26 protein-coding genes are annotated in these 22,312 nt (G+C 48.5%); 6 read left to right on the plus strand and 20 right to left on the minus strand.

Going from position 1 to position 22,312, the window contains the following annotated elements:
- Positions 1-40: 40 nt before the first annotated feature.
- The 3 genes from TK45_RS03175 to TK45_RS03185 are packed head-to-tail and all read left to right on the plus strand — an operon-like array spanning position 41 to position 2,943.
- Positions 41-922, plus strand: coding sequence for a glycerophosphodiester phosphodiesterase (locus TK45_RS03175; protein WP_131257182.1), 882 nt, complete (start codon positions 41-43; stop codon positions 920-922).
- Positions 923-928: 6 nt separating this feature from the next.
- Entirely contained in the window at positions 929-1,948 is a 1,020-nt protein-coding gene (locus TK45_RS03180) for a hypothetical protein (protein ID WP_131257183.1), read from the plus strand.
- Positions 1,945-2,943, plus strand: coding sequence for a hypothetical protein (locus tag TK45_RS03185; RefSeq protein WP_131257184.1), 999 nt, complete (start codon positions 1,945-1,947; stop codon positions 2,941-2,943). Before TK45_RS03180 ends, TK45_RS03185 begins: the two co-directional genes overlap by 4 nt.
- Positions 2,944-2,972: 29 nt before the next feature.
- On the opposite strand, the gene fdx is transcribed toward TK45_RS03185, so the two are convergent.
- From fdx to trmJ, 9 genes are all read right to left on the minus strand, one after another.
- Positions 2,973-3,311, minus strand: a complete 339-nt coding sequence (gene fdx / locus TK45_RS03190) for an ISC system 2Fe-2S type ferredoxin (protein ID WP_131257185.1) — start codon at positions 3,309-3,311, stop codon at positions 2,973-2,975.
- A gap of 24 nt (positions 3,312-3,335) precedes the next feature.
- Positions 3,336-5,204, minus strand: a complete 1,869-nt coding sequence (hscA, locus tag TK45_RS03195) for a Fe-S protein assembly chaperone HscA (protein ID WP_131257186.1) — start codon at positions 5,202-5,204, stop codon at positions 3,336-3,338.
- Positions 5,205-5,207: 3 nt separating this feature from the next.
- Positions 5,208-5,735 (minus strand): co-chaperone HscB, encoded by a 528-nt coding sequence (gene hscB, locus TK45_RS03200; RefSeq protein WP_131257187.1) that lies wholly within the window; start codon positions 5,733-5,735, stop codon positions 5,208-5,210.
- Between the two features lie 71 nt (positions 5,736-5,806).
- Entirely contained in the window at positions 5,807-6,130 is a 324-nt protein-coding gene (gene iscA / locus TK45_RS03205) for an iron-sulfur cluster assembly protein IscA (RefSeq protein ID WP_131257188.1), read from the minus strand.
- A gap of 8 nt (positions 6,131-6,138) precedes the next feature.
- Positions 6,139-6,525, minus strand: coding sequence for a Fe-S cluster assembly scaffold IscU (gene iscU / locus TK45_RS03210; RefSeq protein WP_131257189.1), 387 nt, complete (start codon positions 6,523-6,525; stop codon positions 6,139-6,141).
- 45 nt (positions 6,526-6,570) lie between these two features.
- Complete coding sequence (locus TK45_RS03215; RefSeq protein WP_131257190.1) at positions 6,571-7,785, minus strand: IscS subfamily cysteine desulfurase; 1,215 nt, start codon at positions 7,783-7,785, stop codon at positions 6,571-6,573.
- Positions 7,786-7,797: 12 nt separating this feature from the next.
- The gene (gene iscR / locus TK45_RS03220) at positions 7,798-8,286 is read right to left on the minus strand and encodes a Fe-S cluster assembly transcriptional regulator IscR (protein WP_131257191.1); all 489 of its coding nucleotides are present in this window, start codon (positions 8,284-8,286) and stop codon (positions 7,798-7,800) included.
- Between the two features lie 96 nt (positions 8,287-8,382).
- Positions 8,383-9,189, minus strand: a complete 807-nt coding sequence (cysE, locus tag TK45_RS03225) for a serine O-acetyltransferase (RefSeq protein WP_131257192.1) — start codon at positions 9,187-9,189, stop codon at positions 8,383-8,385.
- 2 nt (positions 9,190-9,191) lie between these two features.
- On the minus strand, positions 9,192-9,902 hold the full coding sequence (trmJ, locus tag TK45_RS03230; protein WP_131257193.1) for a tRNA (cytosine(32)/uridine(32)-2'-O)-methyltransferase TrmJ: 711 nt from the start codon (positions 9,900-9,902) through the stop codon (positions 9,192-9,194).
- 161 nt (positions 9,903-10,063) lie between these two features.
- Between trmJ and suhB the strand changes: the two genes are divergently transcribed.
- Positions 10,064-10,840 (plus strand): inositol-1-monophosphatase, encoded by a 777-nt coding sequence (gene suhB, locus TK45_RS03235; RefSeq protein ID WP_131257194.1) that lies wholly within the window; start codon positions 10,064-10,066, stop codon positions 10,838-10,840.
- A gap of 68 nt (positions 10,841-10,908) precedes the next feature.
- Here the strand turns inward: suhB and fadR are convergent, their stop codons facing one another.
- A complete protein-coding gene (gene fadR / locus TK45_RS03240; RefSeq protein WP_131257195.1) occupies positions 10,909-11,619 on the minus strand; it encodes a fatty acid metabolism transcriptional regulator FadR in 711 nt (236 codons plus the stop codon).
- 253 nt (positions 11,620-11,872) lie between these two features.
- Between fadR and nhaB the strand changes: the two genes are divergently transcribed.
- Entirely contained in the window at positions 11,873-13,456 is a 1,584-nt protein-coding gene (gene nhaB, locus TK45_RS03245) for a sodium/proton antiporter NhaB (protein ID WP_131257196.1), read from the plus strand.
- Between the two features lie 22 nt (positions 13,457-13,478).
- A complete protein-coding gene (dsbB, locus tag TK45_RS03250; RefSeq protein WP_131257197.1) occupies positions 13,479-14,000 on the plus strand; it encodes a disulfide bond formation protein DsbB in 522 nt (173 codons plus the stop codon).
- 64 nt (positions 14,001-14,064) lie between these two features.
- On the opposite strand, the gene TK45_RS03255 is transcribed toward dsbB, so the two are convergent.
- From TK45_RS03255 to tsaB, 10 genes are all read right to left on the minus strand, one after another.
- On the minus strand, positions 14,065-14,559 hold the full coding sequence (locus TK45_RS03255; protein WP_131257198.1) for a YcgN family cysteine cluster protein: 495 nt from the start codon (positions 14,557-14,559) through the stop codon (positions 14,065-14,067).
- Positions 14,552-15,217 carry a fumarylacetoacetate hydrolase family protein gene (locus tag TK45_RS03260; RefSeq protein ID WP_131257199.1) on the minus strand — a complete coding sequence of 222 codons (666 nt, stop codon included), beginning with the start codon at positions 15,215-15,217 and terminating at the stop codon, positions 14,552-14,554. Before TK45_RS03260 ends, TK45_RS03255 begins: the two co-directional genes overlap by 8 nt.
- Positions 15,218-15,220: 3 nt before the next feature.
- The gene (locus TK45_RS03265; protein ID WP_131257200.1) at positions 15,221-16,189 is read right to left on the minus strand and encodes a lytic transglycosylase domain-containing protein; all 969 of its coding nucleotides are present in this window, start codon (positions 16,187-16,189) and stop codon (positions 15,221-15,223) included.
- Complete coding sequence (locus TK45_RS03270) at positions 16,186-16,461, minus strand: YcgL domain-containing protein (protein WP_131257201.1); 276 nt, start codon at positions 16,459-16,461, stop codon at positions 16,186-16,188. The genes TK45_RS03265 and TK45_RS03270 overlap by 4 nt, the downstream gene beginning before the upstream one ends.
- A gap of 21 nt (positions 16,462-16,482) precedes the next feature.
- Positions 16,483-17,631 (minus strand): ribonuclease D, encoded by a 1,149-nt coding sequence (rnd, locus tag TK45_RS03275; protein WP_131257202.1) that lies wholly within the window; start codon positions 17,629-17,631, stop codon positions 16,483-16,485.
- Positions 17,632-17,687: 56 nt separating this feature from the next.
- Positions 17,688-19,340: a long-chain-fatty-acid--CoA ligase FadD gene (fadD, locus tag TK45_RS03280; RefSeq protein ID WP_131257203.1), complete on the minus strand. Its 1,653-nt coding sequence runs from the start codon at positions 19,338-19,340 to the stop codon at positions 17,688-17,690.
- A gap of 98 nt (positions 19,341-19,438) precedes the next feature.
- Positions 19,439-20,314: an alpha/beta fold hydrolase gene (locus tag TK45_RS03285; protein WP_254426533.1), complete on the minus strand. Its 876-nt coding sequence runs from the start codon at positions 20,312-20,314 to the stop codon at positions 19,439-19,441.
- A gap of 115 nt (positions 20,315-20,429) precedes the next feature.
- Positions 20,430-21,143, minus strand: a complete 714-nt coding sequence (locus TK45_RS03290; protein ID WP_131257204.1) for a Slp family lipoprotein — start codon at positions 21,141-21,143, stop codon at positions 20,430-20,432.
- A gap of 85 nt (positions 21,144-21,228) precedes the next feature.
- Entirely contained in the window at positions 21,229-21,549 is a 321-nt protein-coding gene (locus tag TK45_RS03295; RefSeq protein ID WP_131257205.1) for a hypothetical protein, read from the minus strand.
- A 79-nt stretch (positions 21,550-21,628) separates the two neighbouring features.
- Positions 21,629-22,306 (minus strand): tRNA (adenosine(37)-N6)-threonylcarbamoyltransferase complex dimerization subunit type 1 TsaB, encoded by a 678-nt coding sequence (tsaB, locus tag TK45_RS03300; RefSeq protein ID WP_131257206.1) that lies wholly within the window; start codon positions 22,304-22,306, stop codon positions 21,629-21,631.
- Positions 22,307-22,312: the final 6 nt, after the last annotated feature.

The raw sequence follows: 22,312 nt of genomic DNA on the forward strand, positions 1-22,312 counted from the left end.
TGCGAGTTATTCTCAATCAAAATTGATTTTCAGCACAGGTATGTGGATCCGAATTCTTATCGCGCTTGCCGCCATCATGATGGTGATTTACACCGCGTTTTATCTATTGGCCGAGCAATCCCCAGCGTTCCCCTGGCAGAGCAAACATCCAGCCTTTTTAACTATTGGTCATCAGGGCGGCTATCTGCTGTGGCCAAGCAACACTTTGTATGCTTTTGAGCAGGCGGAACAGCTTGGCGTAGGCATGCTAGAAATGGACGTTCACCAAAGTCAGGATGGGCATTTGGTCGTAATGCATGATGCGACTGTGGACCGTACCACAAATGGCAGCGGCTATCTGAAAGACAAAGCCCTGGCAGATATTAAGCAATTGGATGCGGGCTTCCGCTGGTTAGAAGATGCCCCAGATGATTTTCCTTATCGTGGTAAGGGCATCACTGTGCCAACCCTGGCCGAAGTATTCAGCCGTTTTCCGCATAAATTGATGACTATCGAAATTAAGCAAACCGAGCCGTCTATTGCCGTTTCACTTTGTCGCTTAATACATGAATTCAACAAAACCGACGACGTCATTATCGGCAGCTTTTATCAAAGTGCGCTGGATGAATTTCGTCTGGTCTGCCCCGATGTAGCCACGTCAATGGCACAAAGTGAGACCACCTGGTTTGTCGTTCTGAATAAACTGGGACTCGCCCATTTAACCAGTCCTCGTGGACAAGCACTGCAGGTGCCACACTATTCAGCGGGCATGAAAGTGGTGACCCCGTCCTTAATTGACGACGCACACAGCAAAGGTATGAAAGTCCACGTATGGACCATCAACGATCCCTGGGAAATGCGTGAATTAATCGATATGGGTGTTGATGGAATTATTAGCGATCGACCGGATCTGTTGCGTAATACCCTGCGTAAAGGCAGCTGAAAAACTATGTTGATCACTTGGCACTACAAAATAAAACGAAAGATACAATGGCAAATGGGCCTCGCTATCGCCTTTATCGCTTTGTTCTTGATGACAAACTGGTTGCTGGGATTATTGGCATTCAACAGCGTACCCTACGATTCAGTCCAAGCTAAAGATGCTGGAGCAGCCCTCGCATTTCCTATTATCAGCGGATTTATGATCTTCAGCTTTCAGTTTTGTCTGCGCAGCCTGGCTAATTCTATAAGCTTGCTAAGTCACACAAAAGTACGGAAACAAAAAATTGAATATCGGTTGTGGCTATTTTTTGAGCAAAAAATTAAACGAAACATACCTCAACTTCTAACACTTAGTGCATTCCTGACAAGTAGTTACCTGATCGCAAATGGTTTAGTTTTTAGCAATGACAATGAAGGAGGGATTGAGGTACTCAGACTCTATTTGTTTGTCCAATGTTTCTTTTTTTGGTTGATGCTTTGCACCTTAATCTACACGTTATATTTTTCTACCAGAACACTTCTACATTACATTAATTTTCGCGTGAGGATTAGATTGTTCCAGCTAGAAATGTTAACACCAGCGTTAAAAACCGGGTGGATAAATTTCGTCGTCACGAGTTTAGTTATTTCTTTGCAACCTTTATTTTGGATACACTCTTCACCACCTAATATAGATATGTTCTTCATCATATTCGCATTGATATCTTCATTATTCTTTTTTGGATATCCCGTTATAAACATCAACCGAACAATGTCGAACAAAAAATCAATGGCTGTACAAAGGATAAACTCAGCAATTGACGAAGCATTACATAGCGGGCCCAAGCAATATAGAAGGCTAGTTGACAATGACCAAAAGCTTCAATATGTCTCAGACTTATTAACTGTCAGACAAGAAATACTGGAAACAAAAACCTGGTTATTAGACTTTCCATTTATGATTAGAATTGGATTATTAATTTTCATTCCAGCTTTCAGTTGGATAGCTAGTTCAATTATCGACAACCTGGTAAAAAGCTTTCTATGATTCAGCGACTATTTATCTTTGTGATTAGCAATAAACTTTATCCTTATTATTGCTGGATTGTGTTGATGGCAGCTAGTTATTTAACTGGGAGCTTGAATTTCCCTGGAGCATCTGCGACTGATGAGCAAATGCGTCCTTTCGCGGGAGCCATAGCAATGCCAACTATCATCGCTTATCTTTGGTATGCGTTAATCTCGATTCATGACACCGCAGTAGATTCATTTAATCAACTCGCCGAAAACATTCCTGAGGAACAACAAAAAATAAAAAAGAAGCGCTTCCTTCAAACAGCCATCAGGAACACGGCAATATCAATTGTCCTTTCTTTACTGGCCACATTTAGTTACTTATATAGCGAGGACTTACTTGCTTTCGATGGAAACATCGTCTCTATAACAATGAATCTAATGGCGGTGCCCTTTTGGTTTTTTATCTTTTTTTTCATTGTTCACACAGTATCTTTAAACAACATAGCGACTCAGGAATATCTCACTAAAGACTCCATCGACATCATGGGCATCGAAAAATTAGCTCCCGTATCAAAGTTTGTTGTAAACAACACAGTCAAAGCGGCAATTATTTTTGTACTCATCCCTCTATTTTGGATAGGACGGCAGATACCAAGAATAGATATTATATTGACCTGTTTATTGTTACTCGGAATAACCTTTTATCTTTTTATGCCGGTATTCAAAGCACAAAGAATCATTGCCCATAAAAAAGCAATGGCAATTCAGCGTATTTACAAAAAATTAAATGATACGATGGAAGAAAATATTTGCGGTGGACGGCGTATTACCGACAACCCTAGAACATTACGGCGAATTGCGTGTTTAATTGCGACTAAAACTGAAATTGCCAAAGTTCGCGAATGGCCAGTGGATGTGCCTCAGAGTTTAAAAGTAATCGCAGTGACGGCTGCCGCTCCATTGTCTATGGTTGCCGGCTCGCTGGTTGACTATGCTTTAAGTCAATTCAATTTATTCGGATTATAAAAAAGGCGCCATCGGCGCCTTTTGTTATGCTAATGGCCTTCAGAGACCTGATTCACCGTATATTTGGGGATCTCGACGACCAAATCTTCGTCGGCAACCAATGCCTGACAGCCCAAGCGCGATTCACTTTCCAGACCCCAGGCTTTATCCAGCATATCGTCTTCCAGTTCATCTGATTCATTGAGGGAATCAAACCCCTCGCGCACGATCACATGACAGGTGGTGCAGGCACAGCTTTTTTCACACGCATGCTCAATACCAATGCCATTTTTTAACGCAACGTCCAAAATCGTCTCGCCTTTATTGGCTTCTAATACTGCACCGTCCGGGCATAACTCTGCGTGAGGCAGAAAAATTATTTGTGGCATAACATCGTTACCTGTTAATTCTGATTAAAGTTCATCGACGGTATGACCCGCCAATGCCTGACGGATGGAGCGATCCATACGTCTTTGAGCAAATGCCTGACTAATTGCATCAACCTGTTCGATCGCCTTCTCGATGGCGCCTGGGTCATCCCCCGCAGCAGTCTGCATCATAGCGTCAATGGCTGCTTCAATGGCTAAACGCTCGTCGCTATCTAACAAGGCATCACCATCCGCGTTCAACGCAGCTTGCAGCGACTCTCTTACCCGGTCGGCTTCCACTTGTTGTTCGCGCAGCATACGCGCATGCATATCATCTTTGGCGTGTTGTATTGAGGACTGCAACATGCGGGTCACTTCGTCGTCACTCAATCCATAGGCGGGTTTGACTTCAATACTGGCTTGCACACCGGTGGATTTTTCCATTGCAGTCACTGATAACAAACCATCGGCATCGACCTGAAACGTCACGCGAATGTGGGCTGCACCGGCTACCATAGGTGGAATATCCGTCAGGTTAAAACGCGCCAGTGAACGACAATCCTGTACCAGTTCGCGCTCACCTTGCAGCACATGCACCATCATCGCCGTCTGACCATCTTTAAAGGTGGTAAATTCCTGCGCACGCGCCACCGGAATGGTGGTATTGCGCGGAATAATTTTCTCAACCAGTCCCCCCATGGTTTCCAGGCCCAGTGACAAGGGTAATACGTCCAGCAATAACATATCGCTTTCTGGCTTATTACCAACCAGAATATCGGCCTGTAATGCGGCTCCAATCGCCACCACTTTATCCGGATCGATAGAGGTCAGCGGCGTTTTCGCGAAGAAGGTCCCCACCTGCTCACGCACGGCCAGTGTGCGGGTAGACCCGCCGACCATGATCACATTACTGATATCCTCTTTGTCGATACCGGCATCTTTCAGTGCTCGACGACAGGTTTTGAGGGTTTGTTTAATCAGATCCCCGATTAAATCGTTGAATTGCAGCGCCGTTAACTCGCCACTGTAGGTAGTACCGTCATCGAGGGTTAACTGGAGGTTGGTTTCAGTCTGTGAGGACAATGCTTCTTTGGCCGCTTTCGCCACGTCTAACAAACGGCGACGTTCAGAAGCGGACAAGCCAGTTGGCAGGTTTTGTTCACTGATAAACCAATTGGCAATGCGCTGGTCGAAGTCATCGCCACCAAGGGCTGTATCCCCACCTGTCGCCATCACTTCGAACACGCCCTTACTGAGGCGTAAAACAGAAATATCAAACGTTCCACCACCCAGGTCATAAACAGCAATGATACCTTCTTCCCCGCTGTCGAGCCCGTATGCAATGGCTGCTGCAGTAGGTTCGTTGAGCAGGCGTAACAGTTTAAGACCGGCGATACGAATAGCATCTTTGGTGGCCTGACGTTGAGCATCATCAAAATAAGCCGGTACAGTCACGACTACGCCGGTCAACTCATCTCCCAGCGTCATTTCTGCGCGCAATTTCAGTGCTTTGAGAATTTCTGCTGATACCTGAATCGGGTTTACCTTACCTGCCGGGGTGATTATGCCCGGCATAGTTTCACTGCTGGTACAGAAACGATACGGCAGGTCGGGATAACGAGATTTGATATCTGGCACACTACGCCCCATCAGGCGTTTTACTGATGATATCGTGTTGGCAGGATCCATACTGGCCTTTTCTCTGGCCAAACGACCAACCTCGACACGCTCATCCGAATAATGCACTACCGACGGCAGCAAATGAAAACCTTTGGCATCTGCCAGCGTATCGGCCTGACCACTTCGAACCGTAGCGACCAAGGAGTTAGTCGTACCTAAATCAATACCCACAGCCAACTTACGCTGATGTGGCACGGCACTTTGGCCTGGCTCTGCTATTTGCAAAAATGCCATGTTCTACAAGTCCTCGGAAAATTGATCATACAGGTCATCCAACTGAGTGTTCAGCTTGACCAAAAATTTTAATTTAGCAATTTCAGCCCCCGCCCGTAGGTTGCTGTCTTGCGTATTGTCGTGAAGAAACTCAGCCAGTAACTGATGACGACGCTTTAATTCGGCTGTCACTTCATCCTGCAGCAATTCAAGAGCATGGCTGTCGCGACTGGCACGAATGTCATCTAACTGCTCTCGCCATTCCATCTGCTGCATCAGAAAGCCACCATCCTGCATGGTGGTCTGGTCATGGCGAAGTTCAATACCACGCAGCGTTAGCATATGTTCGGCACGCATTAACGGGGACTTTAGAACCTGAAACGCATCATTTATCTGTGCGTTTTTTTGCATCGCCACACGCTTCTGCGCATCGCTGGCTGTCGCGAATTTATCCGGGTGAGTCAATTGCTGCAGTCGTTGATAACGTGCCGACAAATCCGCCAAATCCAACTCAAATTCCGGTGCTAAATCGTATAGCTCAAAATAATTCATGCCAATCCGCACTGTGTTAAAACGCAAATGCCAGTCTGTGGGACTGGCACTGGCATTGAGTTAACGCGAAATTAAACGTTGAAGCTTTCGCCGCAACCACACTCGCCTTTCGCATTCGGGTTGTTGAAGGTGAATCCCTCATTTAACCCTTCTTTGGCAAAATCCAGTTGGGTGCCATCCAGATACACCAGGCTCTTTGGATCAATAATGACTTTTACGCCATTGTCCTCAAACACAGTGTCTTCTTCATTGAGTTCATCGACGAACTCCAACACGTAGGCCAGACCAGAACATCCTGTGGTCTTGACTCCCAAACGAATGCCAATTCCTTTACCACGATTTTGCAAAAACGTTTTTGCTCGCAGGGCAGCCGCTTCAGAAACGCTAATAGCCATGCTGTTCCTTACTTCTTAGCGTGTTTGGCGCGATAGTCTTCGACCGCAGCTTTGATCGCATCTTCCGCCAAAATAGAGCAGTGAATTTTCACCGGCGGCAACGCCAACTCTTCTGCGATATCGGTATTTTTAATCTGTACCGCTTCATCCAGAGTCTTACCTTTTACCCACTCAGTGACCAGTGAGCTAGATGCGATGGCAGAGCCACAACCATAGGTTTTGAACTTGGCGTCTTCAATTACACCGTTCTCACCCACTTTTAATTGCAGCTTCATTACGTCACCACAAGCAGGTGCACCCACCATCCCCGTCGCAATGCTAGGGTCGTTTTTGTCGAATGAACCCACGTTGCGTGGATTCTCGTAGTGATCAATTACTTTATTGCTGTATGCCATAATCTTTACCTTTTTGTGCGGCTATTCGCCAGACAAATCAAAAACTTAGTGGTGAACCCATTCGACCTTGTTGAGGTCGATGCCATCTTTGTACATTTCCCAAAGTGGTGACATCTGACGCAGTTTATCGATCGCGCCCTGAATCACATTGATGACATAGTCGATTTCTTCTTCGGTAGTGAAACGGCCGATGCTGAAACGAATTGAGCTGTGTGCCAGTTCGTCATTCAGACCCAGCGCGCGCAATACATAAGACGGTTCCAGACTTGCAGAGGTACACGCAGAACCTGAGGATACCGCCATGTCTTTCAGCGCCATAATCAGTGACTCACCTTCCACATAGGCAAAACTCACGTTCAGATTGCCGGCGACACGCTGCTCAAGGTCACCATTGACCTGCACTGCTTCGATATCTTTAACGCCATTCCATAATTTATTGCGCAGCATCAGGACGCGCTCGTTTTCCGCCGCCATTTCCAGCTTAGCCAGACGACATGCTTCACCAAAGCCAACGATTTGGTGAGTTGGAAGTGTACCTGAGCGCATTCCGCGCTCGTGTCCGCCACCGTGCATCTGCGCTTCCAGACGGATCCGAGGCTTACGACGAACATACAGAGCACCGATACCCTTAGGGCCATAGCACTTGTGCGCAGAGAATGACATCAGGTCAACTTTAAGTTCAGCTAAGTCCACTGACACTTTGCCCAGACTTTGTGCTGCGTCTACATGGAATACCGTTTTGTTTTCACGGCAAATCTCACCGATGGCAGCGATATCCTGAATAACACCAATCTCGTTGTTCACGTGCATCACGGAAACCAGCACAGTGTCATCACGTAACGTTGCTTTAAAAGCGTCCAGATCCAGCAAACCGTCTGGCTTTGGCTCCATATAGGTTACTTCGAAACCTTCACGCTCCAACTGACGACACGTGTCCAGCACAGCTTTGTGCTCGGTTTTGAGGGTGATAATGTGCTTACCCTTTTTCTGATAAAAATGCGCTGCACCTTTGATCGCCAGGTTGTTGGACTCAGTTGCGCCAGAGGTAAATACAATTTCACGGGGATCGGCATTCACCAGTTCTGCGATTTGCGCACGCGCTTCTTCCACGGCTTCTTCGGCCTGCCAGCCGAAACGGTGTGAACGCGATGCCGGGTTACCGAAATTGCCGTCGGTAGTCAGACATTGCATCATTTTTTCAGCCACTCGCGGATCCACAGGGGTGGTCGCAGAATAGTCCAGGTAAATGGGTAACTTCATTTTTAACTCCGCTTACATATGTAAGGTAACAGCGATACTGTCGTTCGCTGTTGATTTTTGACTTGTACAACGATTCTGACGTTCAGCCACCTGTTGAACATCGCCCTGACGCATTAATTCTCCCAGGGTAATGCCATTTAAAAATGTGCTGATCCTATCGCTTAAATCACTCCAAAGGCTGTGGGTCAGGCAGCGTTTACCAGACTGGCAATCCGACAACCCACTACAGCGGGTAGCATCCACTGACTCGTCTACAGCGCTGATCACTTCACCAACTGCAATGGTATTAGCCTCACGCCCCAGTTTGTAACCCCCTCCCGGGCCTCGCACGCTCTCCACCAGATTCTGGCGGCGTAAACGGGCAAATAACTGCTCGAGGTAAGACAATGAAATTCCCTGACGCTCAGAAATATCCGCCAGTGACACCGGGGCATGCTGAGAATGCAATGCCACATCCAACATCGCGGTGACCGCGTAACGTCCTTTTGAAGTTAATTTCATTGCTTGTTCACCCACCTTTGAGATTGGGTGAAGTCTCCCATACCCGACTATTTTAGTCAAGTAAATAACCTACTGTCATAGTCGGGTATTAGTGAATTAAATTGCCGGATCGAAGGCGTCTTTTTCGCGTTTACGCTGTTCGGCTGCAGCCTCTTCAACATCGGCGAAATCTTCAATATGGACTTCAGGTAAATCTTCGCAGACATTGCCACCTAATTTATTGATCGCACAGCACATTTCTGCCAATTTGCGATCCATCAAATGCATATGATCGAGCATAGTACCGATTGCACTGGCGACAGGATCGGGATTATCCGGCGCCACAGCATAGGCATCAAAGCCATATTTCTTAGCTATTGCCTGGCGCGCATCCAATTGTTCATCGCTGACTTTACCCGCCACAATACGCCCCGGAATGCCGACTACCGTCGCTTCAGCGGGTACATCTTTCACTACCACTGAGTTAGAGCCCACTTTCGCACCGGTTCCAATGATAATCGGCCCTAACACTTTGGCCCCGGCCCCGACTACCACATTATCCATCAGAGTGGGATGGCGCTTACCAGCATTCCAGCTGGTACCACCCAGGGTTACACCATGATAAATGGTGACATCGTCGCCTATTTCAGCGGTTTCCCCTATTACCACGCCCATTCCATGGTCGATGAAAAAGCGCCGGCCTATGGTCGCACCAGGATGAATCTCCACCCCCGTTAGCCAACGTGCTAACGTCGAAACGCAGCGGGCCAGCCATTTCCAGTTACTGCGCCATAGCCGGTGGGCCAGACGATGCCACCAAATGGCATGCAGCCCGGGATAATTAATCAGGACCTCGAATGCACTTCTGGCCGCAGGATCGCGATGAAATACACTCTGAATATCTTCTTTAATGCCGTCGAACACGCTTACTCCACGCTTTTATCAATGGATGCCAGAATTCCGCGCAGAATATTTAATTCCTGAGCCTCCGGACGGGCACGATTAAACAAGCGACGCAATTTGGTCATTACCATACCCGGATGATTTTTAACGATAAAATTCGTTTTTGTGAGGGTTTGTTCCAAATGGGTATAGAAGCGTTCTAAATCTTCTGCCAAAGGATAGTCGCCAATCTCTTCACTGGGGAGATCGGCCAGGCTCGCCATGCGTATTTCGTAGCACAAAGTCTGCACCGCGGCTGCCAGGTTCAGGCTGCTATATTCCGGGTTTGCCGGAATACACACGTGAAAATGGCACTGCTGTAATTCTTCATTGCTCAAACCGCTGTTTTCACGACCAAACACCAGCGCAACCGGATACTGGCTGGCTTCTGCGACTAATTTTAGTCCGCATTCACGCGGCTCAATCATTGGCCAAGACAAGGTACGAGAGCGCGCGCTGGTGCCAATCACCAATCCACAATCAGCAATGGCGTCAGCCAGGGTGGGGACGATTGTCGCTTTGGCTAACACATCGCCGGCGCCTGCTGCCAACGCACTGGCCTGACCGTCCGGCGCACTGACCGGGTCTACCAGATACAAACTGGACAGTCCCATCGTCTTCATTGCGCGAGCAGTTGAGCCAATGTTACCCGTATGAGAGGTGTTCACCAGAATGATTCGGATACGATCAAGCATCGCCAGCTAGCTTCCTAAGCAAAAATTTGGGCGCGCATCATAGCATACCCAATTAAATTGTCAGTGTTTGCTTGCCTTTTAACACACGCCTGATAGAATTCGCGCCGATTTTTTGAGCGCCAAAATGGCGTGGTTCTTTTACAATTGGTAGGTTATCTCTTATGCATCCAATGCTGAATATTGCTGTGCGTGCTGCGCGCGCTGCCGGAACCCTTATTGTTCGCGCCTATGAAAATGGTGGCGATCTGCAAACGGAATTCAAAAGCGCCAATGATTATGTGACCTCGGTTGACAAAGAAGCCGAAAAACTGATCATCAGCAAAATCCAACAGTCCTACCCGACTCACAGCTTTGTGGGTGAAGAAGGCGGTGCAGTTGCCGGAGATAACGAGTACCAATGGATTATCGATCCTCTCGACGGTACCACCAATTTCGTTCGTGGCATTCCACACTTCGCCGTTTCTATTGCACTGTTACATAAAGGTCGTCTGGATCAGGCGGTCGTATTTGACCCGTTGCGTGGTGAACTATTTACCGCCAGTAAAGGTGCCGGTGCACAATTAAATGGTTACCGTATTCGTTGTTCGCAAAAGCGCGACCTCAGTGGCACTGTGCTGGCAACAGCGTTCCCGTTTAAAGCCAAATCCGCAACTGCAACGTCACTGGATAGCTTCGGACGTATTTTCCAGCAATGTGGCGACGTACGTCGCACTGGCTCTGCTGCACTGGATATGGCCTATGTTGCGGCAGGCCGTTTCGACGGCTATTGGGAAGCGGGTATTCAGGCATGGGATATTGCCGCAGGTGAACTGCTGGTGCGTGAAGCGGGTGGTCTGGTAACGGACTTCAGCGGTGGCAACGATCCGATGTTTAAAGGCAATATCGTCTGTGGCAGCGGTAAAGTTGTGCAGGGTCTGGTACGTGAGCTAAAAGGCTAAGCCAGCATTAACTTGCAAAAAAGGAAGCCGCGGCTTCCTTTTTTATTGGGTGAAGCGAAGAAAAGGTCTCAGTCAACCAATCCTTTTGGCATCGCATCACGGATATCCAGCCAAATTTTACCGCTTTCAATACCATAGCGACGCACCAGGTGCGGCACTGCGTCGTGATTGCCTTTCTCTGCCAATTCGCATAAATCCGCATAATACTGACGGGAAATACGACGACTGCTTTGATGAGAGAAGTAATAACTGCCGATTCGAGAATATAATCCACGGAAGCCATTCATCATCAATACATAGACGTTGTTACCGGACTGCATCGCCATTTCATGGTGCAATTCATAGTCAAAACGGGCGAATGCCTGACCATCTTCATCCACGTCTTTGGCTTTATTCAGTACTTCAATCACTGCCTGAGGGTTATTTTTAATCGCGCCACGAATAAATACTGCACTCACGTTAGTGCGCGCAGACAGCAGATTATCAACAAGTTCAGGAATACCGTTTTCATCCAGACGCGCCAGCGTTTCCAGAATATTCAGGCCACAGGTTTCCCAGAAATTATTTACCTTGGTGGGTTTACCGTGCTGGATAGTTAACCAGCCATCGCGCGCCAGGCGCTGCAGCACTTCACGCAAAGTGGTGCGGGTAACCCCAATTAACTCAGAAAGTTCACGTTCAGCGGGTAATATCGTGCCGGGGGGAAAGCGCCCACTCCAGATAGACTCAACGATATATTCCTCGGCAAATCCTGCCGGGCTTTGCGCTTTATAAATCATACTGCACTTCGCTCGTGTTCTTATTTTTATGAAAATATTGGGAAGTGATTGTACCAGTGTTAACTGATTGTACCAGCTTAATTTTCAAATCCTGCTTACGCTCTGCTAACAGACTATTTACAGTTTCATTTGTGCAAACTGCCAAACTGCCATCTAAAATAATTATTCCTAAATTCATCAATAACTTGCAATTTGTTAAGCGACAGAATACAAATTGCGTGGCACGTTTAGCTTCAACATGGGACGAGACTTCATGCAGCAATCTCTGCTATCCGCCGTTTACAAAAACTTCCTCGGCAACTCCCCTGAATGGTACAAAAAACTCATTCTTGCCTTTTTAGTCATTAACCCCCTGATTTTCTTTTTTGTCAGCCCTTATGTGGCGGGTTGGTTATTGATTCTGGAGTTCATCTTCACCCTCGCTATGGCGCTGAAATGTTACCCATTACAGCCCGGGGGAATTTTGACCATTGAGGCGGTGTTAATCGGCATGACCTCGCCGGGGCACATTAAGGCCGAGATTGTGACCAATATCGAAGTGGTGTTATTGCTGGTGTTCATGGTGGCAGGGATTTACTTTATGAAAGACCTCCTCCTGCACCTTTTTACCCGCTTGCTGCTAAAAATTAAGAGCAAAACAGCACTGTCGGTATCTTTCGTCGCGGCAGCAGCATTTCTGTCGGCGTTTTTAGATGCCCTGACGGTAGTGGCGGTAATCATTGCAGTCGCCACCGGTTTTTACAGCATTTATCACAAGGTTGCCTCCGGCAAAGAATATCACCATGACCACGACCACACCTCTGACGAGGAAGTGCATGCCCTGAGCCGTGACGAACTGGAAGAATTCCGTGGTTTCCTGCGCAACCTGATGATGCATGCCGCAGTTGGCACCGCCTTAGGTGGCGTCATGACCAAAGTAGGTGAGCCACAAAACCTGATTATTGCCGACACGGCAAACTGGGATTTTATTGAATTTTTTATGCGCATGGCGCCTGTCACCATCCCAGTATTCATTGCAGGATTGCTGACTACCGTATTGGTCGAAAAATTTAAAGTCTTTTCCTATGGCGCTCGCTTACCTGAACCTGTGCGACATATTCTCACTGACTACTCCGCCATGGTCGATGAAAAGCGCACAAAACAGGATGTTGCCAAACTGATCTTCCAGGCTTTGATCGGCATCTGGCTGATTATCGGCCTGGCACTGCACCTGGCGCCTGTGGGGCTAATTGGCTTATCGGTTATAGTCCTAGCGACCTCTTTGGCTGGCATTACCGATGAACATCATATTGGTAAAGCTTTTCAGGAAGCGCTGCCGTTTACCTCGTTACTTTGTGTGTTCTTTGCCATCGTCGCGGTCATCATTGATCAGAGCCTATTCCGGCCAGTTATCGATTGGGTATTAACCTTCGAAGGTAAAACCCAGCTGGTTATGTTCTATCTGGCCAACGGCGCATTGTCGATGATCAGTGATAACGTCTTCGTCGGGTCGGTATATATCAATGAGGTGGCTACCGCCCTGCGTGAAGGCCATATCAACCGTGATACCTTTGATATGCTGGCGGTGGCGATTAATACCGGTACTAACCTGCCAAGTGTGGCTACACCCAACGGGCAGGCAGCGTTTTTATTCCTGCTGACCTCAGCGCTGGCACCGTTGCTGCGCCTCAGTTACGGTAAGATGGTGGTGATGGCGCTGCCTTACACCATCGTGCTGACCTTGGTTGGTCTGGCATGTAGTTACTTGATGCTGGCGGATGCGACTGACTGGATGTATCAGATGCATCTGATTAACCATCATACTGACCTGCCCCATCAGGCGGTTCCATCTCATTAAACTTCACTGAACGAGCCGTAGAATGATTAAGACCATCGCAGAATGGCCAACCCACCCCACCGCCTGGAAACTTTTGTTTATCAGTGCGCTGGGGTTGGAAGTGTGTGCGCTGTATTTCCAGTATGTGCTGGATCTACAACCTTGCATCATGTGCGTCTACCAGCGTACTGCCGTATTTGGTGTGTTATTTGCGGCGCTGTTGGGCATTTTCAGCAGCGAGAACACCTTGCTGCGCCTGCTTGCTCAGGCGTTATGGCTGGTTAGTGCAATCTGGGGCTTGTTGATTGCCCGTGAACATGTGGCTATTCAGCAAGATCCTTTTGGCTTTTTTGCTGGCTGTGAAATCGTTCCCAATTTCCCTTCCTGGGCACCGCTGCATGAATGGCTTCCACAAATATTTGCCGCAACGGGCGACTGTGGTGATATTGACTGGCAATTCCTGGGGATGTCCATGCCACAGTGGATGGTGGTTGTGTTCGGCATATACACCGCGTTAGCTGTCAGTGTGACACTGATACGCTGGTTCGCCTTGAAAAAAGCCTGACGGCACATTGGCTACCATCATTAAAAAAGCCGCTCATTTGAAGCGGCTTTTTATTTGATTTCGTTTAGTCTGCGTCTTCCAAAGGCCACATCACGATGTAATCTTCAAAATTATCCAGATCCGCATCGTTTTCACTGATAATCCGGCCACGGATTGACATGCCAGCTTTGTACATAGCAGTTTTTTTGCCGCGATTTAACAAAGGATGCCAACTGGGCAAGCCCCGCCCTTCATGTAAGCGACGATAACTGCAACTTGGCGGCATAAAGAAAATATCTTTGAGATTTTCTTTGGTCAGTTTAACGCAATCCGGCACCAGCTCTGTGCGTTTGCTGTATTGGGTGCAACTACAGGTTTTAGTGTTCAATAAACCACAAACCACATTGGTGTAATGGATATGTTCACCGTCGTGGATGACATCTGTCGGCCCTTCCTGAGCCTCATCGTCATCTTCAATAAATTTATGCAGGCAACATTTGCCGCAGCCATCACAAATGGACTCCCATTCTTCACGGCTCATTGCATCTAGGGATTTTTGCTCCCAAAAACGATCAGTCACGCGCTATAACCCTTGTTTCAATCTCAATTTTATCGGCCAAGCTGGCACGCAGGTGCTGCCCCGGCCTCAGCGGCGCAACACCCGCTGGCGTACCCGTCAACACCACATCGCCTGGCAATAAGGTGAATACCTGACTGATGGCACTAAGCAGGGTGGCAACCCTACGCATCATCATAGATGTATCGCCCTGCTGACGCACAGCCCCGTCAACTTCTAACGAGAAACACAGTGCATCCAGATTAGGGATTTGCCCGGCAGAGATAAACGGGCTTAACGGACAAGCGCCATCAAAGGCTTTAGCACGCTCCCACGGTTGTCCCTGCTTTTTAAGGTTATCCTGCACATCTCGCAACGTAAGGTCCAGCGCCAGCCCGACACCGCCAATCGCCTGCATTGCGGACGCTTCAGCGGCATTGCCAAGTGGTTTATCGATTAATAAGGCAACTTCCAGCTCGTTGTGACATTCACCCCATTGCGTTGGGATTACCACCGAATCCTGCATCGTCACCATGGCAGTATTGGGTTTTATAAACAGTAATGGCTCGGCCGGCACCTCATTACCCAGTTCGCGAATATGATCCAGATAATTTCGCCCCACGCATACCGCTTTGCCTACCGGTAACTCACTAATCTGACCATCCAGTATATGGCGATACATAGACTATTTACCCCATTGGATACGATCGGCCAGTGTTCCCACTGCGCTGCCAAAATAGGTCGAACGATTCCAATGCATCAAGGTGTGAAAGTTGTCATAGACCAGATAAATACGCCCATCTTTGCCGTCTGGCATAATCAGATTTGCCCGCACATCGGCAGCGGGTAAATCCTGACCGTTGTAGCGTTTTACGCCTAATGCCTGCCACTGTTGCAGACTTAGCATTTTGTCTTTTTCAAGACCACTTAAGGTCTCATCAAACCCCGCAGGTAACTTAACCTGACGTCCCCAAGTACCTGCATGATCCCAGCCTTCAGACTTAAGATAGTTAGCAATGGATGCGAACACATCGGCTTTATTGCCCCAAATATCTTTTTTGCCATCGCCATCAAAATCCTGCGCGTAGGTTAAAAAAGATGTCGGCATAAACTGGCTTTGGCCCATTGCGCCGGCCCATGAACCAACGAATTGGGACTTCTCGATATGGCCTTGTTTGAGAATGGTCAACGCCGCTAACAGTTGCTTTCGAAATAGCGGCTCTCTGCGCCCCTCATAAGCCATGGTCGCCAGCGCTGACAGAACCGGAAACTTGCCCTGGATTGCACCAAAGTTACTCTCATTGCCCCACAGCGCGACGATGAAGCGTGGTTGCACCCCGTATTGTTCACCGACCTTTTCCAGCAACGGCTTGTTCTCTTCGTATAACTGAATCGCCTTTTTCACCTTCCAGTCTGGCAAGCGGCTTTTCAGATAACGTTCCAACGTCAGTTTAAATTCTGGTTGATTCTTATCTGCCTGCACACTGCGCTGATAAAACTCCACATCAGCAAAGGCATCGTCTAAAAATCCTCGTTCGAAGCCCTGCTCCAGGGCCTGTTGTTTTACCGACTCGATATAGTCTGCAAAACTCGGTTTTTGCTCTGCACTGACCGCGGACGATATCAATGCGATGGCTAAACACCATGCTCTCATTTGATCCCCTGTTCTTTTTTGTGTTGTTCCAGCAGGCTTTCAACCGGTGGTGGCAACTGCAAATAAAAACCCTTTTGCGCCAGTGCCTTACGCACATTTTCATGATCGGCCAGCGCCAATGTACGCTTACCGTCTAACTGCAACAGCATCACCAATTGAGGCGTTCCAAAAGTTTGCATTAATGGCTCAGGTACGCGGGAAAAGTCATCCCGCTTGGGCACAAAAAGATACGTTTCCGCCTTGCGGCTGCTTTTATAAACGGCACAAATCATTACTACTTCCGTCCAGTTTATTCAGACTGGTTTGATCCTATCATCAAACAAATGCGCCAGCGCGTCGTTTAACAGGCTTTTACGCCAACCCATCAATAAATCCGGCTGCAATCCGGATAAACGGGTTTCGTCCAGTTCAAACCATTGCCACTTGAGCACCTGATGAATTTGCTTACGTGAGGCAAACAACTCTACCGGCAGCCCGTGAGCCGTAGCAACCTCCTCGCACACCTGGCGAATTGACTTCGCCATCGCTTTATAGGCAGTAAAATCGGTCAGTTGTTCCACTCTTGGTGGATAAAGTTCGGGGGGCAGTTGCTGAATATCGGCAACAATGCCCAGCATAGACTCGCCATAGCGTCGAATTTCCTGCGGAGTCATGCCGTGAAGGGTAAATAAATCGGCGCGCTTGGCCGGTAACCGCCATGCCACCTCATACAAATTACTTTCCCGTACAATGAAGTTAAGCGCGATGTTCTTGTTGCGGGCTAACTCCTGACGCCACTTAGCCAGCGCGCGCAGAGTTGCGAGATTTTTTGGACGTAGCTTCCAACAGTTTTTAAAGGTCAGATAGGCATATTCGCTGGGTAAACTGGCGCGCTTTTTCGCCTGCATTAACGTCACTTCATCAAACAACCAGGCCGTTTTACCCGCAGCGTCCACATCGGCGGCTAACTTCGGATAAACCTGATAAAGATACAGTACATCTTTGGCCGCATAATCTAACTGCTTATCACTGAGAGGACGGGCTAACCAGTCTGTACGCGACTCGCCTTTATCCACGCTGATTGACAGCATCTCTTCGACCATACGTGCGTAACCGACAGAATTGCCGCGATCCAAAAAGCTCAGCGCCAGTTGCGTATCAAATAGCGGCGCCGGCATCACTCCCAGCGCAGTCTGAAACGTCTCCAAATCTTCTGAGCAGGAATGCAATACTTTGATCACCGCCGGATTAGTCAACAACTCAGCCAAAGGCGCCAATTGAATATCCGCCAATGGATCGACTAACAACAGTTGTTCGCCATCGAATAACTGAATCAGTCCTAACTGAGGATAGAGCGTGCGGGTTCGCACAAATTCGGTATCGACCGCAATAAAGGCTTTGGTCGAAGCGCGCTGGCAAAATGCCGCCAGTGTCTGAGTGTCAGTGACAAGCTGATACTGCATTGTGTATTCATTTCCCTGTTAACAAAAAGCCGGCTCACGCCGGCTTTTCAGATTTGCTAGTCGCGTAATGCGCGACGCAATATCTTACCTACGTTGGTTTTCGGTAATTCATCTCTGAATTCCACCACTTTCGGTACTTTATAACCAGTCAGGTGCTCACGGCAATGCGCAATTACGTCCTTTTCCGACAAGGTTTTGTCGCTACGTACCACGAACAGCTTAACGATTTCGCCGGATGCTTCGTGGGGCACGCCCACCGCCGCGGCTTCTACGATCCCCTCATGCATGACCGCGACTTCTTCAACTTCATTAGGGAACACGTTAAAACCTGACACCAGAATCATGTCTTTTTTACGGTCCACTATGTAGAAAAAGCCTTGCTCGTCACATTTGGCAATATCACCGGTAGCCAGCCAGCCGTCCTTCATAATGTCCTGGGTGGCTTCTTCACGGTTAAAGTAACCCGCCATCACCTGTGGACCACGCACCAGCATTTCACCCGGCTGACCTTCTGCGACCTCATTGCCTTCATCATCAACCAGTTTGATTTCTGTTGAGGGAACCGGCAGACCAATCGAGCCATTGTAATGCTCCAGATCCGGCGGGTTAACAGTAACCACAGGTGAACACTCAGTTAATCCGTATCCTTCCAGCAACACGTGGCCGGTCACTTTTTCCCATTTTTCTGCCACCGGACGCTGTACCGCCATACCGCCACCTAAGGCGAATTTCAGTTTGCTGAAATCCAGTTCACTAAATCCCGGGGTATTAAGCAGGCCGTTAAACAGGGTATTCACCCCGGTTAACGCTGTAAATGGATACTGCCCCAGCTCTTTGACAAACCCCTGCATATCACGCGGGTTGGTAATCAGCAGGTTTTTACATCCGAACTTAACAAATGTCAGGCAGTTAGCGACCAGCGCGAAGATGTGATACAGCGGCAGCGCAGTGACAACCAGTTCTCTACCCGGCTCAATAATCGGCTCGATAAAGGCAGAAATCTGCTCAAGGTTGGCAATCAGGTTACGATGCGTCAGCATCGCGCCTTTTGATACGCCCGTCGTTCCGCCGGTGTATTGTAAAAAGGCAATATCCGAGCCCTGAATGGTCGGGCGGGTATAGGTCTGATTGGCTCCATGGTTCAGCGCGTCATTAAAAGTAACCACATTGGCTAATTCAAACGGCGGGACCATTTTCTTAACGTGCTTAACCACGAAATTTACAATCCAGCGCTTGGGTGCAGGCAGCATATCGCCCATACGGGTCAATAATACTTTTTCAACGCCGGTGTGACCGATAACTTCAGCAAGGGTGTGCGCAAAATTATCAACGATTACAATGGCTTTAGCCTGTGAGTCGTTGAGTTGGTGTTCCAATTCGCGGGCTGTATAGAGCGGATTAACATTAACCACACGCATACCGGCACGCAGCACACCAAAAATCGCAATGGGATTTTGCAATAGGTTGGGCATCATGATCGCAACAGCGTCCCCCTGCTGCAATCCATTGTTTTGCAGATAAGCAGCAAAACAACGCGATAACGTATCCAGTTCCCTGAAGGTAATACTGTGACCCATGTTAATAAACGCAACATTGTCAGCATATTGCGCCACACTCTTCTCAAAGACCTCCATCAGGGATGGGGTTGCATCCGGATCTATGGTGTGTGGCACAGACTCGGGATATCTGTTTAACCAGGTTTTTTCCACATTACCTCCCACGTGGATATTGTTGTTATTGCAGCCGCTTGGCTGACTTTCAGGGTACGATAAAATCGTGTTGTGTCCGGTGGCCATTGCCACAATCTTTATTTTAAGAAATCTTGAATACTATCTGCTGCCTGCAAAGGATAATCCATGTGCAGGTGGTGTCCACCCGGCAACGTGCGCACAGTCAGGTCTTTGACCCACTCCTGACGTTTGGCCAAATTGACGCGTAATTTTTCAAAGCCTTTCTCTCCCAGCAGCAACAGCACCGGTGCCTGCACTGCGCGAAGAAACGCTTCGGCTTGTGCATTTGTCATGCGCAACGAAGAAATCGTGCGCAAACGACGATCAGATCGCCATTGCAGGCATCCATCGTCGAGAGCACGTAAATTCCGTTTTACCAGCAGGGCTGCCGACGGTGCACGCATATCACCGGCCAATTTACGTGCGGTGACAGCTTGTGCTTCATCTTTAGGATGACGCGCGGGTTTACTGGCTATTTCAAGCCGGCTCAGTACCGAATCACGTAATTGCTGCGGCGACGTGTCTTCCGGTTCGGTCAATGGTCCGAATGATTCGATCAGGATCAAGTGTTTGACCATTTCCGGGAAACTTGCTGCATATAAGCTGGCAATAATGCCGCCCAGCGAATGCCCCAGAATAGACACGTCTTGCCATCCCTGTGCTGTAATCAGGCCGTGTAAATCCTGCACCCAATCAACCAAATGGTAATGAGCGTCTTCGCTGCGATGCGGGCTCATACCGTGACCGGGCAAATCTATCGCCAGCACATAATAATTCTGCAGGTGTTGCGCCAATGGAATAAAACTGGCGGCATTATCTAACCAACCATGTAAGGCCAACAGCAGTGGCTTGCCCGGGTCACCTAAGCCGAGGGCAGCGAGTTGACGCGAACCATAGTGAAGCGTGATTTCCTGCATAATGCGCTGGTCTGTCCAGATAACAAAGCCCGACAATCATCTCATATCAGCGCACAAATGTAAGCGTAAATGCGAGATTTTTGGTTTGTTTGCGCAGCTTTTAAACGAAAAAAGGCGGCAATTTCTTGCCGCCTCACAGGCATACATCTGCCTACATTCGTTCAGCTGAACGCCGCTTTTTACTCTCTGGGACAGGTTCCTGACGTAATGCAGGCTTTTGTTGAGGGTGGACCTGCGGTGATTCAGGCGCAGCAGTAGTTGCTGGCGTGGTGATGCCTCCCGTGCCGCGATGATTATTATCTCGCACAATAACCCGACGGAAGGACGGATAAATCCCGAAATGACTGTGCCCCCAACCGCTCCAATAGCGGTGATAAGCACTTGGCCAAATACCAAAGCCAAATTCGATGCTTGATACATCTACCTGCTGCTGTTCTGACCATAATTGGTAGGACTGCCCCATCAGAGTAGGAAACTGATAAGCCTGCTCACCGACCTGGCCTTCCTCTACTTTGCCAACCTGCCCGACAAACGTGATGGTGCGGCCGGTTTGAAATACCACAGGATCTAAAAATCCACTCACATAGACGCGAAAACGCCCGGCGCTAAAGTCGGCACCCACAGGCCTGCCAGAACTGTTTAATTCGCGGTGCGCAATTTCTATCATCGTGGCAGATTTCAGATTACGTATCTCAGCAATTACCCCGCCCCAGCGCGCTGGCTTACCCACATGGTCAGCAGGGTTCAACACCACCACCTGATAAGGAATAAGCTGGCCGTCATCCGCCACTTTGAGATTATCGGGTACACTGGCACAGGCACCAAGCAATAACAAAACCGCGCTTACAACGATATGACGCAACATAATGAATTTTCCTTATCCGAATAATGCAAAAGTGTCGGTGTAGTTAGCTTAACCTTAACTGAATTTAGCGCAGGTTGATAGATGGCTATACGTAGGTGTCTACGCCCAGAAACTGTTTAATTTCATCGCGTTTAGCGTCGAGTTGCAGACTTTGATAGGCGGCCAGCGCAGCACGAGCTTTGCCTTCTGGCTGATCATAATAGGTTTGCTGTTTGCGATACTGATCCGCCTGCTGATAGGCTTCGGCAGAGCCTTGGCGCACAACAACCTGTGCGGGCGGCAATTGCGTATTGGCCCGTTGCTGTTGTGTTTGTTGTTGTTCGGCGGCGCTGCGATTGGGCTCCCGAAAATTAGGCGGGGTGATTATCGCATTTTGCGCCGCGACCAGAGAAGATTCTAACTCCACGCTGCCAGTATCCGTTTAATCCCTAAATGCGTACGATTGAAACAAAAATATTCTGCAATATTCATTCCATGCTAGGTGACTATTCTCGCCCCGGCAACTTTTTCCAGGTGACTTTATCCCGCAAGTAAACCGGCTCAATATTCTCTGCACTGACCGCTTCACCATTACTCCATGCCTGACGAGCCAGTTCCAGCATGTATCTGGCATCCGGATATAGAATGTCTCTGCGTAATGCATTCGCGGCTATATCAGGATACGCAGGCCAACCAGTGCCAACTAACGTGACGTTATCGTGGCCCGCGAGCAAAGTGGCAACTTCGTCTGGGGCTGCCACACACTCCTCTGCCAAGGGAATCAGTTGATTTGCTGTAACTTCATAAAGGCCGAAATACAGTTCCTGCATGCGTGCATCATGACTACACGCAATGCGAGTATCGGCATGTTGCGCGGCAGACTGGGCCGCCATCGCAGCCAGCGTAGATACCCCCACTACTGGCAAATTTGCCCCCAACGCTAACCCCTGAACAATGCCTGTGGCTATCCTTACCCCGGTAAAACTGCCCGGCCCCCGGCCAAAACCAATAAAATCCAGTTCGCCAAGGGTACACTGCGACTGAATCAGGATTTCCTCCACCATGGGCAAAATGCGCTGACTGTGCTGCTGTGGGCAAAGTTCAAATTGACTGAAGACCTCATCATGTTTCATCAATGCCACAGAGCAAGCTTCGGTTGAGGTATCTAAGACTAAAAAATTCATAATGGT

This window comes from Bowmanella sp. JS7-9, from assembly GCF_004329715.1.
Classification (GTDB): domain Bacteria; phylum Pseudomonadota; class Gammaproteobacteria; order Enterobacterales; family Alteromonadaceae; genus Pseudobowmanella; species Pseudobowmanella zhangzhouensis.

Coding starts and splice junctions, on each gene's coding strand:
- TK45_RS03175 (WP_131257182.1), top strand. CDS start 41: ATGTGGATCCGAATTCTTATCGCGCTTGCCGCCATCATGATGGTGATT.
- TK45_RS03180 (WP_131257183.1), top strand. CDS start 929: ATGTTGATCACTTGGCACTACAAAATAAAACGAAAGATACAATGGCAA.
- TK45_RS03185 (WP_131257184.1), top strand. CDS start 1,945: ATGATTCAGCGACTATTTATCTTTGTGATTAGCAATAAACTTTATCCT.
- fdx (WP_131257185.1), bottom strand. CDS start 3,311: ATGCCACAAATAATTTTTCTGCCTCACGCAGAGTTATGCCCGGACGGT.
- hscA (WP_131257186.1), bottom strand. CDS start 5,204: ATGGCATTTTTGCAAATAGCAGAGCCAGGCCAAAGTGCCGTGCCACAT.
- hscB (WP_131257187.1), bottom strand. CDS start 5,735: ATGAATTATTTTGAGCTATACGATTTAGCACCGGAATTTGAGTTGGAT.
- iscA (WP_131257188.1), bottom strand. CDS start 6,130: ATGGCTATTAGCGTTTCTGAAGCGGCTGCCCTGCGAGCAAAAACGTTT.
- iscU (WP_131257189.1), bottom strand. CDS start 6,525: ATGGCATACAGCAATAAAGTAATTGATCACTACGAGAATCCACGCAAC.
- TK45_RS03215 (WP_131257190.1), bottom strand. CDS start 7,785: ATGAAGTTACCCATTTACCTGGACTATTCTGCGACCACCCCTGTGGAT.
- iscR (WP_131257191.1), bottom strand. CDS start 8,286: ATGAAATTAACTTCAAAAGGACGTTACGCGGTCACCGCGATGTTGGAT.
- trmJ (WP_131257193.1), bottom strand. CDS start 9,902: ATGCTTGATCGTATCCGAATCATTCTGGTGAACACCTCTCATACGGGT.
- suhB (WP_131257194.1), top strand. CDS start 10,064: ATGCATCCAATGCTGAATATTGCTGTGCGTGCTGCGCGCGCTGCCGGA.
- fadR (WP_131257195.1), bottom strand. CDS start 11,619: ATGATTTATAAAGCGCAAAGCCCGGCAGGATTTGCCGAGGAATATATC.
- nhaB (WP_131257196.1), top strand. CDS start 11,873: ATGCAGCAATCTCTGCTATCCGCCGTTTACAAAAACTTCCTCGGCAAC.
- dsbB (WP_131257197.1), top strand. CDS start 13,479: ATGATTAAGACCATCGCAGAATGGCCAACCCACCCCACCGCCTGGAAA.
- TK45_RS03260 (WP_131257199.1), bottom strand. CDS start 15,217: ATGTATCGCCATATACTGGATGGTCAGATTAGTGAGTTACCGGTAGGC.
- TK45_RS03265 (WP_131257200.1), bottom strand. CDS start 16,189: ATGAGAGCATGGTGTTTAGCCATCGCATTGATATCGTCCGCGGTCAGT.
- TK45_RS03270 (WP_131257201.1), bottom strand. CDS start 16,461: ATGATTTGTGCCGTTTATAAAAGCAGCCGCAAGGCGGAAACGTATCTT.
- rnd (WP_131257202.1), bottom strand. CDS start 17,631: ATGCAGTATCAGCTTGTCACTGACACTCAGACACTGGCGGCATTTTGC.
- TK45_RS03290 (WP_131257204.1), bottom strand. CDS start 21,143: ATGTTGCGTCATATCGTTGTAAGCGCGGTTTTGTTATTGCTTGGTGCC.
- tsaB (WP_131257206.1), bottom strand. CDS start 22,306: ATGAATTTTTTAGTCTTAGATACCTCAACCGAAGCTTGCTCTGTGGCA.